General features: G+C 22.7%; 22 protein-coding genes. 12 read left to right on the forward strand and 10 right to left on the reverse strand.

Annotation, left to right across the window (positions count from 1 at the left end; translation table 11 throughout):
- Positions 1-9: 9 nt before the first annotated feature.
- The 3 genes from QW117_01935 to QW117_01945 are packed head-to-tail and all read right to left on the reverse strand — an operon-like array spanning position 10 to position 3182.
- Complete coding sequence (locus tag QW117_01935) at positions 10-1545, reverse strand: hypothetical protein (GenBank protein MEM3405714.1); 1536 nt, start codon at positions 1543-1545, stop codon at positions 10-12.
- Positions 1535-2764 carry a S8 family serine peptidase gene (locus QW117_01940; GenBank protein ID MEM3405715.1) on the reverse strand — a complete coding sequence of 410 codons (1230 nt, stop codon included), beginning with the start codon at positions 2762-2764 and terminating at the stop codon, positions 1535-1537. Before QW117_01940 ends, QW117_01935 begins: the two co-directional genes overlap by 11 nt.
- A gap of 22 nt (positions 2765-2786) precedes the next feature.
- Entirely contained in the window at positions 2787-3182 is a 396-nt protein-coding gene (locus QW117_01945; GenBank protein MEM3405716.1) for a hypothetical protein, read from the reverse strand.
- Positions 3183-3281: 99 nt separating this feature from the next.
- Between QW117_01945 and QW117_01950 the strand changes: the two genes are divergently transcribed.
- The 3 genes from QW117_01950 (at position 3282) to QW117_01960 (ending at position 5754) form a co-directional block, all read left to right on the forward strand.
- Positions 3282-4619, forward strand: coding sequence for an RNase J family beta-CASP ribonuclease (locus QW117_01950; protein ID MEM3405717.1), 1338 nt, complete (start codon positions 3282-3284; stop codon positions 4617-4619).
- A 129-nt stretch (positions 4620-4748) separates the two neighbouring features.
- A complete protein-coding gene (locus tag QW117_01955) occupies positions 4749-5189 on the forward strand; it encodes a hypothetical protein (protein ID MEM3405718.1) in 441 nt (146 codons plus the stop codon).
- Between the two features lies 1 nt (position 5190).
- Complete coding sequence (locus QW117_01960) at positions 5191-5754, forward strand: methyltransferase (protein MEM3405719.1); 564 nt, start codon at positions 5191-5193, stop codon at positions 5752-5754.
- Positions 5755-5794: 40 nt separating this feature from the next.
- On the opposite strand, the gene QW117_01965 is transcribed toward QW117_01960, so the two are convergent.
- On the reverse strand, positions 5795-6340 hold the full coding sequence (locus QW117_01965; protein ID MEM3405720.1) for a hypothetical protein: 546 nt from the start codon (positions 6338-6340) through the stop codon (positions 5795-5797).
- A 136-nt stretch (positions 6341-6476) separates the two neighbouring features.
- Here QW117_01965 and QW117_01970 point away from each other — a divergent pair, with 136 nt between their 5' ends.
- From QW117_01970 to kae1, 3 genes are read left to right on the forward strand one after another with little or no spacing between them, the layout of a single operon-like run.
- A complete protein-coding gene (locus QW117_01970) occupies positions 6477-7631 on the forward strand; it encodes a metallophosphoesterase (GenBank protein ID MEM3405721.1) in 1155 nt (384 codons plus the stop codon).
- Complete coding sequence (locus QW117_01975; protein MEM3405722.1) at positions 7628-9691, forward strand: AAA family ATPase; 2064 nt, start codon at positions 7628-7630, stop codon at positions 9689-9691. The genes QW117_01970 and QW117_01975 overlap by 4 nt, the downstream gene beginning before the upstream one ends.
- A gap of 42 nt (positions 9692-9733) precedes the next feature.
- Positions 9734-10753: a KEOPS complex N(6)-L-threonylcarbamoyladenine synthase Kae1 gene (kae1, locus tag QW117_01980; protein ID MEM3405723.1), complete on the forward strand. Its 1020-nt coding sequence runs from the start codon at positions 9734-9736 to the stop codon at positions 10751-10753.
- 34 nt (positions 10754-10787) lie between these two features.
- Here kae1 and QW117_01985 read toward each other — a convergent pair whose 3' ends face one another.
- The 5 genes from QW117_01985 to QW117_02005 all read right to left on the reverse strand — a co-directional run bounded on the left by QW117_01985 (position 10788) and on the right by QW117_02005 (position 14517).
- Complete coding sequence (locus QW117_01985) at positions 10788-11150, reverse strand: hypothetical protein (GenBank protein ID MEM3405724.1); 363 nt, start codon at positions 11148-11150, stop codon at positions 10788-10790.
- Between the two features lie 60 nt (positions 11151-11210).
- Positions 11211-11639 carry a hypothetical protein gene (locus QW117_01990; protein ID MEM3405725.1) on the reverse strand — a complete coding sequence of 143 codons (429 nt, stop codon included), beginning with the start codon at positions 11637-11639 and terminating at the stop codon, positions 11211-11213.
- A 9-nt stretch (positions 11640-11648) separates the two neighbouring features.
- Positions 11649-13379, reverse strand: coding sequence for a translation initiation factor IF-2 (gene infB, locus QW117_01995; protein MEM3405726.1), 1731 nt, complete (start codon positions 13377-13379; stop codon positions 11649-11651).
- 57 nt (positions 13380-13436) lie between these two features.
- A complete protein-coding gene (locus QW117_02000) occupies positions 13437-13661 on the reverse strand; it encodes a zinc-ribbon domain-containing protein (protein ID MEM3405727.1) in 225 nt (74 codons plus the stop codon).
- A gap of 61 nt (positions 13662-13722) precedes the next feature.
- Positions 13723-14517 (reverse strand): TatD family hydrolase, encoded by a 795-nt coding sequence (locus QW117_02005; GenBank protein MEM3405728.1) that lies wholly within the window; start codon positions 14515-14517, stop codon positions 13723-13725.
- A gap of 53 nt (positions 14518-14570) precedes the next feature.
- On the opposite strand from QW117_02005, the gene QW117_02010 reads away from it, so the two are divergent.
- From QW117_02010 to QW117_02030, 5 genes are all read left to right on the forward strand, one after another.
- On the forward strand, positions 14571-15077 hold the full coding sequence (locus QW117_02010; GenBank protein ID MEM3405729.1) for a hypothetical protein: 507 nt from the start codon (positions 14571-14573) through the stop codon (positions 15075-15077).
- Between the two features lie 281 nt (positions 15078-15358).
- A complete protein-coding gene (dph5, locus tag QW117_02015; protein MEM3405730.1) occupies positions 15359-16075 on the forward strand; it encodes a diphthine synthase in 717 nt (238 codons plus the stop codon).
- Positions 16076-16137: 62 nt separating this feature from the next.
- Positions 16138-16749, forward strand: coding sequence for a hypothetical protein (locus QW117_02020; GenBank protein ID MEM3405731.1), 612 nt, complete (start codon positions 16138-16140; stop codon positions 16747-16749).
- Positions 16750-16783: 34 nt separating this feature from the next.
- The gene (gene ileS / locus QW117_02025; GenBank protein MEM3405732.1) at positions 16784-19615 is read left to right on the forward strand and encodes an isoleucine--tRNA ligase; all 2832 of its coding nucleotides are present in this window, start codon (positions 16784-16786) and stop codon (positions 19613-19615) included.
- A gap of 97 nt (positions 19616-19712) precedes the next feature.
- Positions 19713-20519: a helix-turn-helix domain-containing protein gene (locus QW117_02030; protein ID MEM3405733.1), complete on the forward strand. Its 807-nt coding sequence runs from the start codon at positions 19713-19715 to the stop codon at positions 20517-20519.
- A 118-nt stretch (positions 20520-20637) separates the two neighbouring features.
- Here QW117_02030 and QW117_02035 read toward each other — a convergent pair whose 3' ends face one another.
- Complete coding sequence (locus QW117_02035) at positions 20638-21933, reverse strand: tRNA (N(6)-L-threonylcarbamoyladenosine(37)-C(2))-methylthiotransferase (protein ID MEM3405734.1); 1296 nt, start codon at positions 21931-21933, stop codon at positions 20638-20640.
- A gap of 136 nt (positions 21934-22069) precedes the next feature.
- Here QW117_02035 and QW117_02040 point away from each other — a divergent pair, with 136 nt between their 5' ends.
- The gene (locus QW117_02040; protein MEM3405735.1) at positions 22070-22423 is read left to right on the forward strand and encodes a hypothetical protein; all 354 of its coding nucleotides are present in this window, start codon (positions 22070-22072) and stop codon (positions 22421-22423) included.
- The last annotated feature ends 49 nt before the right edge of the window (positions 22424-22472 follow it).

Below are 22472 nucleotides of genomic sequence, written 5' to 3' on the forward strand. Positions count from 1 at the left end.
TACTTTATTCTATTTATTTAATTTTCTCACTTTTATATTTTTTCTTTTTAATAGAACAAAAAATAAAATTATTAAAATAGATGCTATTAAAATAACCCTTCTTTTATTCTTTAAAATTAAATCTAATTTCTTATTAGATGAATAAAAATTTTCTTGTATATTTTCTTCTTTTATTATTTCTGTTTTATTTTCTTCTTCAGATTTATTAAAAATTGTAATATCTTCTTTATAGTATTCATTTATCCTTTTTATAGTTAAATTTGCTTTATTATTTTTTATATTATTTAACTTAATATATAAATCATAATAAAAATCATTTTCAAAATCAATTTTCTTTTCTTCTCCAGAATATAAAGTTAGATTTATTATATTACTTTGTATCAAAATTATTACATAATTTGTTGTTATTTTATTAATTGTTAAAGAATGTTTATTATTTTTAATATCAAAAATTATTTTATCATCTTCTACTAAAAATCTTGTATATCCTTCTTGCAATTGTGATTCTTCAAGATTGTATGTCTGATCTATTGTTCTTATACTACTTCCTCTATTACTAGCAGAACCTCCACTAGAATAAGGAGCAGAAGATGTTGTGAAATTTCCTTCTGAAAAATTACAATTTCCCGCTCTATCACAAAAAGTAATATTATACTGATAATTAGTTGATGATTCTAAATTATTAAAAGAAAAAATATGAATTGTGCTATAATTAAAGTTGGATTTATTTTCCTTTCCTATTAATTCAATTGTAGCATTTGTTTCTTCACTTGTATTAAAAGTTATAGTTGCTGAGTTAGAAGTTACTAAAGTTTCTGTATTGATTAATTTTGGATAAGTAATATCATAAATTATTATGTAATTTAAAGATTTATTCTCATTATTTTCATTATGAACTTCACAACCCCATAAATAAATTCCTTCTTCTGTAAAATTATATTCTATAAAGGAAGAGTTTTCATTTCCTGAAACTTCAAAGATTTGATTTTTTAAAATATCATTTGAAGAATTAAATATGTAGATTGTTATATTAGTTAAGTTATAAAATTGAGAAGAAGCATTACAATAAAAAATTGTTTGATTTATATTGGTATAAGTATTATTTTCCGGATATAATATTAAATTAAATTCATCTTCAATTTCAAATATTCTTATTTCACTAATTGCAGAATTTCCTTTTTTATCACTAACCTTGATATACCAAGAATAATCTCCTGGGATTAAATTTTCAACATAAAAATAACTTTCATTAAATGTTCCTTCAACATTTCTTGTTTCATTATAAAAAACTTCATTTGAAGAATTTAATAAAAATAAAGTTACATTTGATAATTGCCAATCACTAACAGAATAATTAAAAATTAAATTTCTTTCAAAAGTTTTTGTATTATTTCCAATTCCAGAAATATTTATTATTGGAGGCGTAACATCAATTTCAAGCAAAGCAGAATAAAGATTAATTCTTGAAAAACTCATATTAGCATAACTATCATAAATAGGTTTTCCAGTGTTATTTAATAAAAATTCTATTTCTTTAGATGTCATTGTTCTGTTTGTTAATGCTAAATATTGTTTTATTATTGCAATTGCTCCTGAAACATGGGGGGGTTGCCATTGAAGTTCCAGACATTTCTATATAATCACTACCAACTTCCGTAGAATTTATGTTCTCGCCAGGAGCAGCCAATATAATTTTAGAACTATCATTCCAAGTATTTGCAAAATAAGAGATATTGGTATCTTCTTTATTTGTTGAAGTGACTCTTGTTGAATTATAAATACATGCAGGAAATGAAATTGCATTATAATAACCATCATTTCCTGTAGCAATTACGACTGATATATTCTTTGATAGAGCAAGATTTATTGATTGAGCAGTTAATGTATCATTTTCATCGCAATAATTATTAAATAAATATGGATATTTTGTCCCTAAACTCATACTTATAACAGAAATATTAAAAATAGAAGCATTACTAACACACCACTCAATTCCAGCAACAACATCAGAAAAGTCACCACTTCCACTAGCATCTAATGCTTTTATTGCAACTAAATTTGCATCTGGAGCAACTCCATATATTTTTCCAGAAGCAGCAACAATTCCAGCTACATGTGTTCCATGTTCATTATCATCCATAGGATCTGTATCATTATTTACAAAATCATAACCTCCAATAACTTTACATCCCTCTCCATAGCATCCACCTAAATCAGAATGATTATAATCTATTCCTGTATCAATTATGCAAACTGTCTGGCCCTTACCAGTTAAATTTATATCATTAACTTGCAAGTTCCATGATGATGTTGCATTAATTATATTAGTAGAATCTTGCAAAAAAGCATAAACAGGAAAATCATAATATATTTTTTCTACTTTATCGTCTTTTATTATATTTTCAATTTCTTCTTTTGTCAATTCAGCTGAAAAAGCATTGCTATAAATAAATTTATGTTTAACCCTGTTTTCTATATTTAAATTTCGAATAAATTCTCCTTTAGAAACTTTCAATTTTGCTCTACTTAATAAATCAACCTTCTCTTCAACTTCATCCTTCAATTTTATTATAACTTTAACTTTTTCTTTCCCAGAATTAAATTGTTCTAATATATTAATATCTATCTTATTTTCAAAATTATTTTTTTGATTTGTAGAATAAGAACTTTTCTTTATAATTTTACTATCTAAGCTAATTGCAAAAACATTTACTAAAAAAATAAAAAATAATAATAAAATTAAAAATACTTTTATTTTTTTCATTTTAAATGTTATTATTTATAATTTAAACTTCTTTACAATATCCTTCAATACATTTACATTCAATATCTTTACAATTATATAATGCAATACACATAATATCTTTTGAACATTTCTTTAATTCTTCTTGAATTTTTTTAGCTTCCTCTTTATTAATACATTTTTGCTCTCCCCCCATATTACAAGAACAACAACTTATTTGTTGTAATATACAATCTTCATCTTTGCTACAATTTTTATAATTTCCACTTTTCATTAATTCACTACTATACTGTTTTTCTTTTAAATCTCTTTCAATTTCTATACTAATAAAAATTAATATAGCTAATATTGTGGCCAAAAAAATAATAAAATAAAAAATTTTTTTATTATGAAATAAGATTATTATATTGTTGTTTATCCTTTTTTTTGTTTTTTTCATAAAAAAATAAAGTTTTTTATTTTTAAAAACATTTTTATATCCTCTTTTTTAAATTATAATTAATAAATAGATAATTAATAGAAAGAAACAATTTTTAGAATGATAAAAATTTATGCTGTTGGCGGTTATAATGAAGTTGGAAAAAACATGACCATTGTTGATTTAGGAGAAGATGCAATAATTTTTGATTGCGGTTTATATTTACCACCGATAGTTGAATTAGAAGAAAGAGAAGGAATAATGAATGAAAAAACATTAAGAGAATTAAGAGCAATACCAGATGATCATTTACTAGATAAGCTTGAAATAAATAAAAAAGTTAGAGCAATATTAATAAGTCACGCTCACTTAGATCATGTTGGTGCTGTTCCTTTTATTGCGAATAGATATCCAAATGCAGAAATTATTTCAACCCCATTCACAATAGAAGTTTTAAAATCGTTAATTATTGATTCAAATATAAGAATAAAAAATAGGATAAAACAAATACAATCTAATTCTTCTTATGTCATAAAAGGAAAAAAAGACTATTTAATAGAATTTATTCATATAACTCATTCTACTTTACAATGTTCAATAATAGCATTGCACACACCAGATGGTATCATTGTTTATGCAAATGATTTTAAATTTGATAATAACCCGCAAATAGGTGAAAGGCCAAATTATGAAGCTTTAAAAAGAATAAGCAAAAAAGGAATTAAAGTTTTAATTGTAGAAAGTACTTATGCAGATACTGACAGAAAAACACCATCTGAAAAAGTTGCAAAATCATTATTAGAAGATGTTATGTTAGGATTCAAAAATAAAAATTCTGCAATTATTGTAACTACTTTTTCAAGTCATATTGCTAGGTTAAAAAGTATAGTTGAATTAAGTGAAAAATTAAATAGACAGTGTATTTTTATTGGAAGAAGCCTAAATAAATATGTAAAAGCAGCAATAAATGTTGGTTTATGCCCATTTAAAAATAAAATTAAATTAATTTCTTTTAGAAACAGAATAGATAAAGAATTAAAAAAAGTAAATCAAAATAAAAAAAATTATGTTATTGTATGTACAGGACACCAGGGAGAACCTGGTAGCATTTTAGATAGAATCTCTAGAAACCAGTTTCCTTTAAGATTAAATAAAAATGATCATGTTATCTTTTCTTCTTCTGTTATTCCGACAGAAATAAATAAACAACATAGGCAACAAATTGAAAAAAGATTAAAAAATCTTAAAGTAAGAATATTTGATAATGTTCATGTTTCTGGACATGCTGGTAGAGAGGATTTAAGAGATTTTATTTCTATTTTAAGACCACAAAATATAATTCCAGCACACGGAGATATTAAAAAAACTTTTTCTTTGGCCGAGTTAGCAGAAGAACTAGGTTATAAAAAAGAAAAAAATTGTTATATTTTATGTAATGGAAAATATATCTCTCTCTAATCAAAGATTAAAATTTATAATTTATATTTAATAAAAAATAAATTTTATTTTAATGTAAATTAAAAGTAAATAGATTAAAAATTTAAAATTATCGTAATATTTATTAATATAAATATTTTAAATATAAATATGAAAAAAGAGGATATAATTGCAGGATTAAAACAAGCAATGGAAAGAGGAGAATCTTTAGAAAAAGCAAAATTAACTTTTATAAATGCAGGTTATCCTGTTGCAGATGTTGAAGATTCTGCAAATTATTTACAATTATTAATTTCTAATAAAAGTATAAATCTTAATATTGATAACCAAAAAATAAATTATTCATCACAATTAGAAAATAAGAAATTACCAGAAATACCAAAATATGGAGAAAAAGAAAATCAAGAGAACATACTTATACAACCTGCTTATAATAATCAAAAAACAATTCCTTTAATGAAACAAGAAATAGAAAAAAAAACTTCAAATAAAACAATAAAAATACTTATTGGAATAATTGTATTTTTATTAATAATATTAGGAGCTTCTTATTTCTTTAAAGATAAAATAATTTCTTTTTTTAATAAATGAAATGTTTCTTTATGTTTATATTCCAGAAGAAGATTCTTATTTTTTATCAGAGATAATAGAAAAAGAATTAAAATTAATAATTAATAATAAGAAAAAAAATCTAATTTTTTTAGACATGGGATGTGGGTCTTGTATACAAGCATTAAAAGCTTCTAAATTTATAAACAAAAAGAATATTTTTTGTGTTGATATAGAAAAAGAAGCTATAAAAAAAGCAAAAGAACTTAATTTTAATTCAATAAGATCGAATCTCTTTAATAATAAAAGATTAAAAAATAGAAAATATGATATAATAGCTTTTAATCCGCCCTATCTGCCATGTAATAAATATGATAATGAAAAAGATATTTGTGGTGGTGAGAGAGGAGATGAAATAATATTAAAATTTTTGGATCAAGCAAAAAAATATCTACGTAGAAGTGGAATAATTTTTCTCTTATTCTCATCTTTAACTCCTAAAAAAAGGATAATAAATAAAATTAAAAAATATTATGAAATAGAAAAAATATATAAAAAAAATTTATTTATGGAAACTTTATTTATTTATAAACTATTATTGAAATAAATTTATTTACAATTTAATTATATTAATATTCAATTTACTATTAAACTATATTCTTTTTCTTTATGTAATGGAATGCTGTTCCAATAGCACTAATAGCCGTTAGAATTATTATTATTATATTAGTTGTTAATTTATCTTGATTTATCATTGCTGTTTTAAAAGCAAATATTGTAAAAATATAAAGAATAAAATAGAAAATTATTCTAGATAACAATTTTGCTTCTTCTATTTTTGAATCTTCAATAATATCTCTTAAGTATAATGCAAGAAAAAATCCTATAATTATTAATATTAAAGCTCCTACTAAAGAAGGAATTATCATTAGTATAGGAATAATCCAATTATTTAATTGTTCTAAATTCAATTTCATTAAAGTTAAATTTAAAAATAAGATATAAATACCCCATCTTATAATAACTAAAAATAAACTTATAGCACTTTTATGTATTATTCTATCTATTTCATTTCTTCTAATAAATTTTTTTAAAAAACGAACTAATAATTCTGCAATAATTATTCCAACTGATATTATAATAAATCCTTCCAAAATTTTAAAAAATATACTATTACTATTAAAAATGTTCATATTATAAATATGTAATATAACTATAAATATTTTTTGTTTTTTGGAATTAAAAAATTAATACTAAAAATGTATTTTATTCTATCTCCAAATATTTAAAAATAATAATAATTTTAAACTTAAGTTTTTTTATATTAAAATGAAATTTTCACACATAGCAGATTGTCATCTCGGTGGATGGAGATATCCAGAACTACAATCTTTAAACTTTGAAAGTTTTAAGAAAGCAATAGATATAAGTATAGAAGAAAAAGTAGATTTTGTTTTAATTACAGGAGATCTATTTGATTCTGCTTATCCTCCAATAGATATTTTAGCAGAGTGTTTTTTTCAACTAAAAAGATTAAAGGATAATTCTATAGATTGTTATATTATTGCAGGAAGCCATGATTTTTCCGCATCTGGAAAAACTTTTTTATATGTTTTAGAAAAAGCAGGTTTTTGTAAATCTTGTTTCAAAAAAGAAGAAAAAAATAATAAAATTATATTACATCCAATAATTCATAAAAATGTAGCCATATATGGTTATCCTGGAAAAAAATCCTCTTTAGAAATAGAAGAACTTAAGAGGGTTTCTTTTAATGATGCTCCAGGTTTATTTAAAATATTTGCTCTTCATACCTCTATAAAAGGAGCAATTAAAGATTTACCAATTGAGGCTATATCAGAAGAAGATCTTCCAAAAGCAGATTATTATGCTTTAGGTCATTTACATATTCATTATCAATATAAAAACTTTGTTTATGCCGGACCAACTTTTCCAAATAATTTTCAAGAACTTGAGGAATTAAAGTATGGTTCTTTTTGCATAGTAAACACAGATCCCTTAAATATTAGAAGAATTTTATTAAAAATAAAAGATGTAGAAATTATAGATTTATTGATTGATAATACCTTAACAGCGGCAGATATTATCTTAAAAGAATTAGATAAAAGAGATATTGCTAACAAAATAGTCTTATTGAAATTAAGAGGAACTATAAAAAACGGAAATATTTCTGATATAAATTTCAAGGAAATAGAAGATAAAATAAAAAGAAAAGGAGGTTATGCTTTTTTAAGAAATATTTCTAAATTACAGATAGAAGAATCAAAAATTGATGTAGAAATCCAAGATATAGACAAACTAGAAGAAGAAATAATAAAAAAATATCAAAATGAAAATAAAAAGTTTAGTAAATTAATCCCATTAATAATTAACTCTCTATCTATAGAAAAAAATGAAGGAGAGACAAATAATTCTTTTTCTGAAAGATTATTTTTAGAAGTAAATAAAATATTAGAAATAAAATGATAATAAAAAGAATAATATTAGAAAACATCAGAAGTTACGAAAAGGCAGAAATAGAATTTCCCTTAGGCTCTGTTTTGTTAGAAGGAGATATAGGTTCGGGAAAAACAACAATATTGTTAGCAATAGAATTTGCTTTGTTTGGATTACAACCAGGAAAAAAAGGATCTTCTCTTTTAAGAAATGGAGAAAGAGAAGGAAAAGTTGTTTTAGAAATAGAAGTTGATGGAAAAAATGTAATTATTGAAAGAAATTTGAAAGCATCTTCTAAGGGTGTAAATCAATCTAATTGTTTTATAATTGTAGATAATGAAAAAAAAGAGTTATCAACCACAGAATTAAAAAATCTAATAATTCAGATTTTGAATTATCCAAAAGAATTTATAAAAAAAACAAATATACTTTACAGATTTACTGTTTATACACCTCAAGAAGAAATGAAACAAATTATATTAGAACCAGCAGAATTGAGATTAGATACTTTAAGACACATTTTTGGTATAGATAAATATAAAAGAGTAAAAGAAAATTTAGCCATTATTGGAATAAAATTAAGAGAAATAATAAAAAATTACGAAGGACAAATAATGACATTAGAAGAAGAAAAAACAAAAAAAGAAGAAAAGAAAAAAGATATAGAAAAAATAAGAATTAATTTAAAAGAAGAAGAATTAATTTTAAAAGAAAAAAAAGAAAAAAGAAAAAATATAGAAAAAGAAATAGAAGAATTAACAAAAAAGATTAAAGAAAAAGAAAATTACGAAAAAGAAGCAGAAAAAATTAGAGTTATGCTAATAGGAAAAAAAGAAATTTTTTCTTCTAAGGAAAAAGAAAAAGAAGAAATAGAAAAAGAAATAACAAATTTAAAATTAACAAAATTTTCAGAAGAAGAACTTTTTAATAAAGAAAAAGAAAAACAATCTTTAGAAAAAGAAAAAGAAGAAAAAAGTAAAGGATATTTAGAAATTACAGGAAGAATAAATTCTATAAAATTAAAAATAGAAGAAATAAAAAAACAAAAAGATCAGATTTCTATATTAAAAGTTTGCCCAACATGTTTGCAAGAAATAAAAGAGGAATATAAAGTTTATGTTATCAATAATTTTGAATATAATATTATACAATTAAAAAAAGAATTAGAAGAAAAAGAAACAGAAAAGAAGATTTTAGGAAAAAGGATAGAAGAAATAAATAAAAAAATATTTGATATAGAAAAAGAAATAACAAATTTAAAATTAATAAAAATAAAATTAAAAGATTTAGAAGAAAAAGAAAGAAAATTAGAAAAAATAAAAAAAGAAATTTCGATAATAAAAAAAGATATAGAAATGTTAGACTCCCAATTAAAGAATTTGTTAGAAATAGTTTCTTCTTTTAAAAAATACGAAAATCTTTTCGATAAAAAAAATTCTGAATTAAAAGATGCATTAAAAGAAGAGAAAAATTCTGAAATAGTTATTGCAGAATTAGAAAAAGAGATAGATTTACTTTTAAAAATAGTGAAAGAAATAGAAAAAAGCATAGAAGAAAAAATGAAATTAAAAGAGAAATTAAATTATGTAAAAGAAATTGAAAATTGGTTATCTACAAATTTTTTAGATTTAATTAATTTTATAGAAAGAAATATAATGTTAAAATTAATAGAAGAATTCTCTAAGTTATTTAATGAGTGGTTTAATTTATTAGTTCCTGAAAATTTTTCTGTTAAGCTAGATGAAACTTTCACACCAATTATAGAACAAAATGGATATACTTTAGATTATGATTATATGTCTGGCGGGGAAAGAACGGCAGTTGCTTTATCTTACAGATTAGCTTTAAATCAAATTCTTAATTCTTTGCATAGTAAAATAAAAACAAAAGAAATATTAATTTTAGACGAACCTACTGACGGTTTTTCAGAGCAACAATTAGAAAAGATGAGAGATGTTTTTGAACAACTAAAAGCAAAGCAAATTATTATTGTTAGCCATGAAAATAAAATGGAGGATTTCGTAGAAAATATAATAAGCTTTAAAAAAGAAAATGGTATTTCTAAAATAGAAAAGAAAGATATTCAATAATTTTTAAATAAAATATAAATATTTAAATTTAGTAAAAAAAGGATGAAAGAAAAAAAAGAATATTTTTTAGGGATAGAATCTACTGCTCATACTTTTGGAATTGGAATAGTAAAAGAAGGAAAAATTATTGTAAATCTTAAAAGTTCTTATAAAACAACAGAAGGTGGATTAATCCCTATTGAAAGTGCAAAACATCATGAAGAAATAAAAGAAAAACTTTATGAAGAAGCACTAAAAAAAGCTAATATAAATGAAAAAGAAATAAAAGCAATAGCATTTTCACAAGCTCCAGGTTTGCCCCCGTGTTTAATAGTAGGGATGAAATTTTCTAAAGATTTAGCTAAAAAATTAAATTTACCTTTAATACCTGTAAATCATTGTATTGCTCATTTAGAAATAGGAAGTATAACTAATGCAAAAGATCCTGTTTTACTTTACTGTTCTGGAGCAAATACACAAATAATATCTTATGCAGCAGGAAAATACAGAGTTTTCGGAGAAACCTTAGATTTAGGTATAGGAAATTTTATTGATAGTTTTGCAAGATATATAGGAATAGGTTTTCCTGGTGGTCCAATAGTAGAAGATTTATCTAAAAAATACAGAGAAAAAGAAAAAAAAGAATATATTCTTTTGCCATATACTATAAAAGGTATGGATTTTGCTTTTTCTGGTATTCTAACAAATTTAAAACAAAAAATACAAACAAAAAAATATACTTCAGAACAATTATCATACAGTTTAGAAGAGACAGCATTTTCAATTTTAATAGAAGCCACCGAAAGAGCAATGGCCCATTTAAATAAATCAGAACTTTTACTTGGCGGTGGTGTTGTTTGTAATAAAAGATTGCAAGAAATGGCTAAAATAATGTGTGAAGAAAGAAACGCAAAATTATTTATTCCGTCTAACGAATTACTTGTAGATAATGGAGCAATGATAGCTTATTTAGGAGAGATAATGTATAATGCAGGGGTTAAATATGAAGGAAAAGAAATAGATAAAATTGATATATTACCCAGACAAAGAGCTGATGAAGTTAATGTAGTTTGGAAAAAATAAAAGATAATCTTTAAAAAGATAATATTTAAATTAATTATTTTATTTCTAATAAATTTTTTCCTCTATTATATTCTTTTTTTATCCTTGCTTTATCAAATCCGTAATTTATATTTATTAAATACTTTAATATACTTGCCATTTCTATATATTTTTCTGAAAAAACTTCAATATCTACATTATTATTTGGGTATTCTTTTAAAGAAATAGGTTTTTTATAAAAAAATTTAATTTTTTTATTTCTTAATTCAATAAAATAATCTTTATATAAATCTATATTATTTTTTTCTTTTTTAATAACATATTCTGATTTTATTATTTTTGATAAATTCCTAAATTTATTATTTTCTTTTTGTACTATTCTATTTAATATTTCAAAAATTTCTTTTTTATTTATCATGTGGAAATATTAAAAGATCTATTTATAAATATTTCTATTAAAATTTTAATAAAAATAAATTTAAAATTCTATTTTATTCTTATCTGGAAAAAAAATTTCCATTTTTCCAGAAGAAGGATAAAATATTATATCTCTTTTTGAATCTAGAATGAGAAACTTATAATTTATTTTATTCTTTTTAAAAATTTCTTCTAAAACTTTTTTTTCTTCTTTTATAAAATTTCCACATAAAACGACTTTTGCACTTAAATCTTTTTTATTTATTCTTTTTAAATATTTTTCAATTTCCTTTTTTAAAATTGAAGGAAAATAAGAATAATGTAAAAGAGCACCCTCATTTTCAGAGTAGAGAGCAACTCCAACACATCCACAATAATTTTTAGAGCATTTTATTGAAGAATCAAAATCAGATTCTTCGTCTATTTCAATTTCTTTAAATTTTATTCCATTTTTTTTGAATTTTTTTATCTTTTTTTCATAATTTTCCATATTCCTATTTTATACCCCCCATGTAATTTTTTCTTTTCTCTTTATTGACGCAATTTCTTGTAATATCCTAATCTCTTCCTCTGATAAAAGATGTTTATTCTCTTTAAATTTTTTAAATTCCCTTTCTGTTAATTCAGAATAAAGAAAATTAATATTTTTTAATTGTCTTTCGAAATTTAATCCAGGCAAACTTATTGCAACTTCTTCTCCACTTGAAACCTCTTGTAAACTATTTTTTTCTTTTTGTATAGATTTTACTCTTCCTATTTCATTATTATTATCATCAATTAAAAAAGTTCCTATTTTTAATTTTCCATATAAAACTCTAACCCCAAATATTGCGGGATTACTATTTCTAAAAACATATTGATGTAAAATTTGTAATTTACATAAAGAAGTGAGTTCCATTAATTTCTTCCTTTCAATTTCTTTTTGTTTTTCTTCTCTTGATTTTATAATTTCTTCTATTATTTTATAAACAATATCTCCTAAGATTATTTTTACTTCTTTTGACATATCTAAAGCATCTTCTTCAATTGAAACATTAAAACCTACAATAATTGAATTTAAAGGATCTTTTTCTTCATTTGTTTTTGCAAGAATAATATCATTTTTCGTTATATTTCCTACACCCGCCTTCAAAATTTTTATATTGGATTGTTTAAGTAAAAATATAAGTGCCTCTAAACTTCCTAAAGATTCTGCTTTTATTATTATTCCTTGTTTATCTGTTTCTATTTTTTTTAGTTCTAAATTAAATTCTTTTTCTATTTCTGTTATTTTTTTATTTAAAAGACAAAAAGGCATACCCGCAAGAATACCCTCCATATTTGTTAGATGTAATCTTAATCCTGTTGCAGCATTTGTTTCATTTACAGATTTAAATTTATTTTCCAATGGAATTATTTCTTCTATTGTTCTTATTTTTGTTATTATAGGTTTATCAAAAGAAGCAATTGCTATTTCATCTCCTGTTTTTAATTTTCCATCATATAATATTGCTTCAAGATAATTTATTGTTTTTTCTTTTTTTACTTCTAAAATAATTCCTTTAGCATCTTCTTTTAATTCTAATTGCTTTTTTAAGAATTTTTGACATAAACCACATAAAGTTAATAATAATTCTGGAACACCTTCAAAAGATTTTGCTGATATAGGACATATTGCAACTTTTTTTGTGTAGTCTTGTATGTTATAAAATAAATCAGCATCAAAATTATAAAATTGTAAAGCAGAAACAATAGAGTAAAATTTTTCATCAAATTCATTTTTTGTTATATAATTTTGTGATTCTATATTTTTTTTTATATCATTATCTCTCTTTTTCCATCCACTTAGGTTATCTATCTTATTTAAAGCAATGATAAAAGGAGTTTTGTTTTCTTTTAGAATTTGTAAACACTCTGAAGTTTGTGGCATAATTCCTTCATTAATATCAATTACAAGAATAGCAAGATCTGCTAAACTACCGCCTCTTTTTCTTAAATTTGTAAAAGCTGCATGACCAGGAGTGTCTATAAATAATAAACCAGGGATCTCTAATTTAATATTCTTTTTTTCTATTATAGGACATATTTCTTTTATTCTCTCTAAAGGAAATAAACTAAAATATATTTTTTGAGTTATTCTTCCTGCTTCTTTTTCAACAATGTTTGACCCTCTTAGACTATCAAGTAAAGTAGTCTTACCATGATCAACATGTCCTACTATAGTTACTATAGGTTGTCTTATTTTTGTCATGAAAATATATCATAGAATGATACTTTTAAACCTAACTAAGAAATAAAAAATGTTACATTATTTTTTACTATCTTCTTTTATTACTTTTGTTCCACATTCTGGACAGAATTTAACATCATCATCCAAGATTTTATTACAATTAGAACATCTTAATACTTTTGGAGATTTTTCAATAATAGTTTTATAACCCCTTTTACCAGAAACTAAAACTCCAAAAGCTTCTTCTACTTTTGGATCATCTATATATTTTCTTAAATCTCTACAAGAGCCTCCAGATGACATTTATACCTCTTTTATTATTTTTATTATAATTTAATTGGATATTTATCATTTATAAATATTTTTATTTTGTATTTTTATAATCAAAGACTTTAACAAAATTATTCCATAATATTTTTTCTGTTTCTTCTTCAGATAAATCCAAAACTTTAGCAATAACTTTTATGGTTTCTTTAATAAAAGATGGTTCATTTTTCTTCCCAGCGTAAGGAGATAAATAAGGAGCATCAGTTTCTGTTAAAATTTTTTCTTTTGGTAATATTTTAATCATTTCTTTAAAATGTTCTAATTTTACTATGTTAGTAGGAATAGAAAAATAATAACCCAAAGAAAGTGCATTCTTAATTAAAGAAAACTTACCATTAAAGCAATGGAGTATTTTTTTACATTTAAAATCTTTAGTAAATTCTATAATTTCTTTTTCCGCCTTTCTTGAGTGTAAAATAACCGGAACGTTCAATTCTTCTGCAAGAATTAATTCTTTTTTTAAAAGTTCTTTTTGCTCTTCTAAATTTTTTCCTTTATAAAGATCAAGACCAACTTCACCTATTGCAAAAACATATTTTTTATTTTTTAAAGCAAATTCTTCTAAATTTTCAAAAGATTCTTTTTGTCTTTTTTTTCTTTTTTCGATATCTTCATTTTCTCTTTCTAAAGCATCTTTTGGGTAAAAACCAACAGCAAGTTTTACTATATCTATATATTTTTTTGTATATTCTAAATTTTTTTTACAACTCGTCAAATCTACGGAATTAGTTATAATACATTTAACTTTATTTTTTCTAGCATTTTCAATTACTTTTTTCACTTCTTCTTCATTTTCATATAAATCTAAATGGCAATGTATATCATAAATCATAAAAATTAAAAATATATATATTTTAAATATATTTTGTTATATTTTTATAAAAAATGGTAATAGTAAATAAAAATTTAGAAAAGATGCTAGTAGAAATTAAGTGGAATGGTTTTTTTCATAGCGAGATAATAATTCCAAAAAAAATAAAAAATATAGAAAGTAACATATGGAAATCTGTAATCTCTTATTATAATTATAGAAAATTTCTTTTAGAAGATTTAAGAAAAATAACTAAAAGCGATTTTGGTTTTATTTTAGGTTGGGCAATAGAAAATGCTTTATTAAGAGGAAATAAAAATAATCCAGAATTACCAGTTATTATAAATTACTATTTAGGAAGAGAAGGAATAGTTAGTAGAATAAAAGATTTTGGTGAAGGATTCAATTATATGGAAGTACAAGAAAAATATCTTAAAAGAGAAAAATATTTTATTAATAATGGGGCTGGTTTTGCAGGTTATAACAGAGAGGATGTAGAAGTTAATTTCGAAGAAGCTGGAAGTATTATTAATTTAATGTATAAATGTAAAATAGAAGAAGATTTAAAAATATTTAAATAATCTTTATTCTATGATAAAAATTTTTATTTATTTGATAATAATAATTTCTTCCTTTTTTGTAGGTTATTTATTAGCTAAAATTTGTAAAGAAGAACTTGAAAGTTTTAGAAAAATATTTTTTTATATATATATCACTACCTTCCCGATCATCTTATTTTTTTCTTTTTTAAAGATAGAAAAAAATTTAAAATTATCAATAATATTGAGTTTAGTATTCATAATGATTGTTTCTTTTATGTCATTTTGGTTAAGTTATGATAAAAAATTTATAAAAAATTAAAATGGTATTTTATTTAATTGGTTTGGGTTTAGACGAAAAAGCAATTAATTTGGAATCTTTAGAAATATGCAAAAAAGCACAAAAAATATTTTTAGAAAATTATACAATAAATTTTCCATACGATAAAAAAAAATTAGAAGAAACTATAGGAAAAAGAATTTTGGAAGCAGATAGAAAATTTGTAGAAGAAGAAAAAATAATAGAAGAGGCAAAAGAAAAAGATATTGTTCTTTTAGTTTATGGATCTCCTTTAATAGCAACAACACATATTTCTTTAATAATTTCTTGTAAAAAAAGAAAAATAAAATATAAAATAATACATAATGCAAGCATATTTGATGCAGTAAGTGAAGTAGGATTGCAAATATATAAATTTGGAAAAACAACATCTTTACCTACTTGGGAAAACAATTATAAACCAACTTCTTTTATTAATGTAATAAAACAAAACCAGTTAATTGCTGCACATACTTTATTATTAGTTGATATAGGATTAAATAGCAAACAAGCTTTACAACAATTAGAAAAAGCATCAAAAAATAAAATAAAATTAGAAAAAATTATAATATGCTCACAACTCGGAACAAAAAATCAAAAAATATATTATAACAGCATAGCTGAATTAAAAAAATTAAATATAAAAGCCCCATATTCTATAATAATACCGGCTAAACTTCATTTTTTAGAAGAAGAAGCTTTAGAAAAATTAACAAAATAAAAAGAGAACACTATGAAAAAATTATTTGAATTACAAAAACTAACAATATTAATGAGAATAAAATGTTTACACAAAAAGAATTAAAAATAATAAAAAAATTAAATACGCCTTCGAAAATTCAGGATTTTCTTAATAAATTGAATCCTAATATTTCAAATGGGAAATATAATGATACTTGTAATTCTCCAAAACTTGTTTTAAAATATAAAAAAGCTCATTGTATAGAAGGAGCAATATTTGCAGCAGCTGTTTTAAGATATCATAATCAAGAACCATTAATTTTGGATTTAGAAGCAACCAAAAAAGATTATGATCATGTTATTGCTCTTTTTAAAAGAAATAACAAATGGGGAGCAATTTCAAAAACAAATCATACTGTTTTAAGATATAGAGATGCTATTTATAAAAACATTAGAGAACTAGTTATGAGTTATTTTCATGAATACACTGATAATAATGGAAATAAAACATTGAGAAGATTTAGCAATCCTATAAATCTTAAAATTTTTGATAAATATAATTGGATGGAAAGTGAAGATGAAGTTTGGTATATTCCAGAATATTTAACAAAAGTAAAACATCATGAAATTTTAACAAAAAAAGAGATCAAAAATTTAAGAAAAGCAGATAAAATTGAAATTAAAGTAGGAAAATTAAGAGAATGGAGAAATTAAATAAATTTAAAAATTTATGTAATAATAAATAAAAATGAATAAGATGGAAGAAAAAAAAATAAAAGAAAAAAATTTGCAAGAACAAGAATTAGAAATTTTGAATTTCTGGAAAGAAAATAAAATTTATGAAAAAGCTAAAAAAAAGAATAAAAAAAACAAGTATTTTTATTTAATGGACGGGCCTCCATATGCTACAGGAAATATTCATATGGGGACAGCCTTAAATAAAATATTAAAAGATATAGCATATAGAAGTCAAAGACTACAAGGAAAAAATGTATTTGATAGAGCAGGTTATGATACTCACGGAATACCAATAGAATTTCAAATAGAAAAAGAAATTGGAACTAAAACAAAAAAAGATATAGAAAATTATGGTATAAAAAAATTTATAGAAAAATGTAAAGAATTTGCAACACGCTTTATAAATACAATGAATTCTGAATTTGAAAATTTAGGTGTATGGATGGACTTTAAAAATCCTTACTTAACTTTAACCAATGATTATATAGAAGCAATATGGGATGTTTTTAAAGAAGCTGATAAAAAAGGTTTACTTTATTTAGGTAAGTACCCAATTCATATTTGCCCGAGATGTGAAACAGCAGTAGCTTATAATGAAATAGAATATTCTAAGCAACAAGATACAGCTATATATGTTAAATTTCCTTTAAAGGAAAAAGAAAAAACTTTCTTAATTATATGGACTACTACGCCATGGACTTTACCAGGAAATACAGCTGTTATGATTAATCCTAATTTTATTTATTCTGAAATTGAATTAGAAAATAAAGAAAGATGGATAATAGCAAAAGATTTGGTAAAAAAGATCATGTCAGAGTTAAAATTACAATACAAAGAAATAAAAGAATATAAAGGGAAAGAGCTTGAAGGATGGAAGTATGAAAATCCCCTTTCTAAATATATAAATGTAAAAACAAAAAATGCTTATAAGGTTGTTTTGAGTGAAAGGTATGTGAATTTAGAAGAGGGAACAGGATTAGTTCATTCTGCTCCTGGTCATGGAAAAGAAGATTATGAAGTAGGAAGAGAATATAATCTTGACATATTATCTCCAATTTCTCTTGATGGTTCATTAACAGAAGAAGCTGGAAAATATAAAGGAAAAAAAGCGAGAATAGTAGATTATGAAATAATTGAAGATTTAGAAAAAGAAGATATGCTTGTTTATAAGCATTCTTATTCACATGATTATCCTATGTGCTGGAGATGTAAATCCCCTTTACTTATGGTTTCTTTATCACAATGGTTTTTAAAGATAAGTGAAATACAAAAAGAACTATTAAAAGAAAATGAGGAAGTTAAATGGATACCCTCATATATGAAATTAAGAATGAAAGCATGGCTTGAAGGAATAGGAGATTGGCCTGTTTCTAGAATGAGATATTGGGGTACGCCTTTACCAATATGGATTTGTTCTAATTGTAATAGAAGACTAGTTATTGGTAGTATAAAAGAATTAGAGAAGTTATCTGGTAAAAAAATAAAAGAAATTCATAAACCAGAAATAGATGAAATAACAATTAAATGTAAATGTAACGGGCAAATGAGAAGAGTTTCAGAAGTTTTAGATGTATGGTTTGATTCTGGAGTTAGTAGTTGGGCGGCTCTAAACTATTTAAAAGATAAAAAACAATTTAAAAAATATTGGCCAGCAGATTTAAATATAGAAGGAAAAGATCAAATAAGGGGATGGTGGAATTCTCAACTTATATTATCTTTTATCAAATTTGGTAAAAAACCATTCAAAAGTATTTCTGTTCATGGAATGGTTTTAGATTTGGGAAAAAGAAAAATGTCAAAATCTTTAGGTAATATAATAACCCCACAAGAAATTATAGATAAATATGGAAGAGATTATTTAAGATATTATTTTGCAAAGATTTCAAAAGGAGAAGATATATCTTTTGATGAAAAAGAATTTATCAATATAAAAAATGTATTTAGAGTTTTTATTAATATAAATAATTATATTGATCAATTAGAAAAAAATAAATCAAAAATTGAAATAGAAGATAAATGGATTCTATCAAAATATAATAGCTTGATTAAGAATGTTATAGAAAGTTATAATAATTATAAATTTTTTGAGATTATTAGATATTTAGAAGAATTTTTAATAGAGGATTTTTCAAAAACTTACATTCAACTTACTCGAACGAGAAGTAATGAAATTTATTATACTACTAACGAAATTAGAATCGGATTATTAAAATTATTTGCTCCTATAATACCATTCTTAACAGAAAAAATATGGCAAGAATTAAAAAATAAAAAAATAGTTAAAGAAGAATCCATTCATTTAACAAATTTTCCAAAAATAAATAATAAACTTATAAACAAAAAAATAGAAAAAGAATTTCTTTTAGCGAAAAAAATTATAGAAATTGTATTAAGAGAAAGGGATAAAGAAAAAACAGGATTAAAATGGCCTTTATCTAAAGCAATTATAAAAATAAAAAAAGAGGATTCTCTTTCAAAGGATATTATAAATATCCTTTTAAGATATCTTAATATAAAAAAAATAGAAATCTTAAGAGGAGAAGAACTATCTGTTGATTTAGATACAAAAATAACTCCAGAATTAGAATCTGAAGGTTATGCACGAGAAATAACAAGAAGAATACAAGAAGAAAGAAAAAAAGCAGGATTAATAAAAAAAGATTTTATAGAATTAAAAATACAACTCTCAAAAAATTTATTTTATAAATTAAAAAATTTTGAGAAATTCATTAAAGAAAAAGTTAATGCAAAAAAGATTTTAATAACTAAAGAAAATTTATTAGAAGGTATAGAATTTAATATAAAAGAAGAAAAAATAAAAATATATTTTAAAAAAATATAATTTACTATTATCAAATAATAATAAATATATAATCATATTATAGTAATACCTTATAAAAATATTTATAAAGTCACTTTACCATATATAAAAAATTAAAATGATAGTAAAAGAAGAGTTTTTAAGCAGATTAAGAAAGATTTTTGATTTAAATTTATATGAAGTTAAGGTTTGGTCAGCATTGTTATCAAGAGGTATCTCTACAGCAGGAGAATTAAGCACAATAAGCGATGTTCCTAGGAGCAGAACATATGATATATTAGAATCTTTGGAAAAAAAAGGATTTATTGTGATGAAATTAGGAAAACCAATAAAATTTGTTGCTTTGAAACCAGAAGAAGTTATAGAAAGAGTTAAAAAAAATCTTGTAAAAGAAGCACATGAAAAATCTAAAAGATTAGAAGCATTAAAAGGAGAAGATGTTTTAAAAGAATTGACAGAACTTTATAACAAAGGTATTAAATATGTTGAACCAACAGAGTTAAGCGGAAGTTTGAGAGGAAGACAAAATATCTATAATCATATGGACATGCTTATAAGAGAAGCTGAAAAAACTATAATCATTACAACAACTGCCGATGGTTTAAATAGAAAGCTTGAATCATTATTACCAAGTTTAGAAAAAGCAAAAAAAAGAGGAGTAAAAATAAGAATTGCCGCTCCTATCAATACATCTAATCAAAAAATAGCAAAAGAATTATCTAAAGTTGCAGAAGTAAGAGATTCTGATGGATTAAAAGCAAGATTTATGATAGTTGATTCTGAACAAGTTATGTTTATGTTATTGGATGATGAACAAACCCATCCAAGTTATGATGTTGGAGTTTGGATTAATACAGAATTTTTTGCTAGTGCATTAGAACAATTATTTGAATTGGCATGGAAAACATTTAAACCAATAAAATAAATTTGTATAATAAAAAGAGGTTAAGTAAATAAAGATTTTTTTATTTATAAAATTCTAAATTTTTATTAATTTTTTATACCCTATACCTTTTAATTTTATTCTTTGTTTATAGAAAGTTTTATTTTATTATTTCTCCTAATAAATAATTTGTAAAACTATTTATTACTCTTACATTAACAAATTTTCCTAAAAGTTTTTTATCATCGGTTTTTAAAACAATTGGTTTATAAAAAATATTTCTCGCTATAAGTAAATTATTTTTAAACTCATCTATAATGATTTTTCCCTTCCAATTTATCCATTTTTTATTTTCTTCTTCTGATATTTTTTTGCAAATCTCTGACAATTTTTTTATTCTTTCTTTTGCTATTTTGACATCAATTTGTTTTTCTTTTGCCGCTTTTGTTCCTTTCATTGGCCAATATTTTGTATAATTTATAATATCCGGTTTAATTTTTTTTATTACCTTTATAGTTTCTTTAAAATCTTTTTCTGTTTCACTAGGGTAAGCAACTATTATATCTGTAGATATTGTTATATTTGGTATTTCTTTTCTAAATTTTTTGACTATATAAAGAAAATCTTCAACTTTGTAGTACCTATTCATTTCTTTTAGTATTCTATTGCTACCAGATTGTAAAGGAATATGTAAAAATTTAAACATCTTATCATTTTTATAAATTCTAATTAAATCATTTAATATAGGAAGAACATTATTTGGATTCATCATACCAACTCTAACAAAAAAATTTTCTTTTAGTGATAAAATTTTTTCTAAAAGATCTGGCAATTCTCTTTTTCCTCTTTCTAAACCATAAGAAGCATTATCTTGTGAAGTAATCCATATTTCTTTACATCCACTTTTTAAGTCTTTTTTTATATTTTCTATTATTTTATCTTGAGGGTAAGAAAAAAGTTTTCCTTTTGCTAATTTAGTTATGCAAAAATTACAATTTCCTAAACATCCTTCACTAATTTGCGTTATTCCTATTACTTCATTTTTTTTTATTTTTTCTAAACAAAGCTTTATTTCTTTTTTATAAGAAAGATATTCTTCTATTTTATATTTTTTATTTCTTATATCATAAATTAATTTTAAAATATCCTTATAATGATGTGTTCCTAATAAAAAAACATTCTTTAATTTTCCCAATTCTTTACTTCTTACTTCTGGCATACATCCAGCAACAATAAGTGATTTATTTAATTTAGATAAATCGCTAATTCTTCTTTCCATTTTCTTTTCTGTAGGACCTTTAACAATACAGGTATTTATAATTAAAATATCAGCTAATCTTTCATTTATAACAATATTAAAACCACTTTTTGTTAGAATGCCTTTTAAAATTTCTGCATTATTTTGATTAGCAGAACAACCATAACTTTCTATGTATATATTTTTTATTTCTGACATTTTAATTATACTATTTTATAAAAAATTCTCTTTTAAACTTTTTATTCTTTATTTTATTATATAAAAAGGATAAATATAAACTTAATTAATTAAAAAAATGTAAAATTTATATACCCCGTTTAAAGATTAATTTAATATGGAAAAATCGAAGAAATATTGGGAAAAATATGAAAAACTTTCAAATGAATGGAAATTATATGAGAAACTTGTTAAAAATGTCTTGAAGAATCTCAATGGAAAGAATTATCATCTTAATATAGAAAAAAGAAATAAAAAAAGAATAGAAGGTATACTTTCTAATAAAGATGATGAGTTAATACTAGAAACAGAAAACAAAAAATATAATTTAGGAAATATGAATCATGCCACTGAATTATTCTTAGAGAAGTATATTTATGGAATCTCATGTTTTCAATATGGAGAGATAAAAGAGATGGCTAGATATTTAGAAAATTCTTTAAAAGAAAAAGGGTTTATAATTAAAAAATAAATAATTTTACATAAAAAAATTTATAAACATATTTTTCTTTTAAATTAAA

It is taken from the genome of Candidatus Pacearchaeota archaeon (assembly GCA_038874355.1).
GTDB lineage: Archaea > Nanobdellota > Nanobdellia > Pacearchaeales > GW2011-AR1 > JAVZCO01.

Coding starts and splice junctions, on each gene's coding strand:
- infB (MEM3405726.1), bottom strand. CDS start 13,379: ATGACAAAAATAAGACAACCTATAGTAACTATAGTAGGACATGTTGAT.
- dph5 (MEM3405730.1), top strand. CDS start 15,359: ATGGTATTTTATTTAATTGGTTTGGGTTTAGACGAAAAAGCAATTAAT.
- QW117_02030 (MEM3405733.1), top strand. CDS start 19,713: ATGATAGTAAAAGAAGAGTTTTTAAGCAGATTAAGAAAGATTTTTGAT.
- QW117_01990 (MEM3405725.1), bottom strand. CDS start 11,639: ATGGAAAATTATGAAAAAAAGATAAAAAAATTCAAAAAAAATGGAATA.
- QW117_02040 (MEM3405735.1), top strand. CDS start 22,070: ATGGAAAAATCGAAGAAATATTGGGAAAAATATGAAAAACTTTCAAAT.
- QW117_01985 (MEM3405724.1), bottom strand. CDS start 11,150: ATGATAAATAAAAAAGAAATTTTTGAAATATTAAATAGAATAGTACAA.
- QW117_02005 (MEM3405728.1), bottom strand. CDS start 14,517: ATGATTTATGATATACATTGCCATTTAGATTTATATGAAAATGAAGAA.
- QW117_01975 (MEM3405722.1), top strand. CDS start 7,628: ATGATAATAAAAAGAATAATATTAGAAAACATCAGAAGTTACGAAAAG.
- QW117_01955 (MEM3405718.1), top strand. CDS start 4,749: ATGAAAAAAGAGGATATAATTGCAGGATTAAAACAAGCAATGGAAAGA.
- QW117_01945 (MEM3405716.1), bottom strand. CDS start 3,182: ATGAAAAAAACAAAAAAAAGGATAAACAACAATATAATAATCTTATTT.
- QW117_01940 (MEM3405715.1), bottom strand. CDS start 2,764: ATGAAAAAAATAAAAGTATTTTTAATTTTATTATTATTTTTTATTTTT.
- QW117_01970 (MEM3405721.1), top strand. CDS start 6,477: ATGAAATTTTCACACATAGCAGATTGTCATCTCGGTGGATGGAGATAT.
- QW117_02010 (MEM3405729.1), top strand. CDS start 14,571: ATGGTAATAGTAAATAAAAATTTAGAAAAGATGCTAGTAGAAATTAAG.
- ileS (MEM3405732.1), top strand. CDS start 16,784: ATGAATAAGATGGAAGAAAAAAAAATAAAAGAAAAAAATTTGCAAGAA.
- QW117_02035 (MEM3405734.1), bottom strand. CDS start 21,933: ATGTCAGAAATAAAAAATATATACATAGAAAGTTATGGTTGTTCTGCT.
- QW117_01935 (MEM3405714.1), bottom strand. CDS start 1,545: ATGACATCTAAAGAAATAGAATTTTTATTAAATAACACTGGAAAACCT.
- QW117_01950 (MEM3405717.1), top strand. CDS start 3,282: ATGATAAAAATTTATGCTGTTGGCGGTTATAATGAAGTTGGAAAAAAC.
- QW117_01960 (MEM3405719.1), top strand. CDS start 5,191: ATGTTTCTTTATGTTTATATTCCAGAAGAAGATTCTTATTTTTTATCA.
- kae1 (MEM3405723.1), top strand. CDS start 9,734: ATGAAAGAAAAAAAAGAATATTTTTTAGGGATAGAATCTACTGCTCAT.
- QW117_02020 (MEM3405731.1), top strand. CDS start 16,138: ATGTTTACACAAAAAGAATTAAAAATAATAAAAAAATTAAATACGCCT.
- QW117_01965 (MEM3405720.1), bottom strand. CDS start 6,340: ATGAACATTTTTAATAGTAATAGTATATTTTTTAAAATTTTGGAAGGA.
- QW117_02000 (MEM3405727.1), bottom strand. CDS start 13,661: ATGTCATCTGGAGGCTCTTGTAGAGATTTAAGAAAATATATAGATGAT.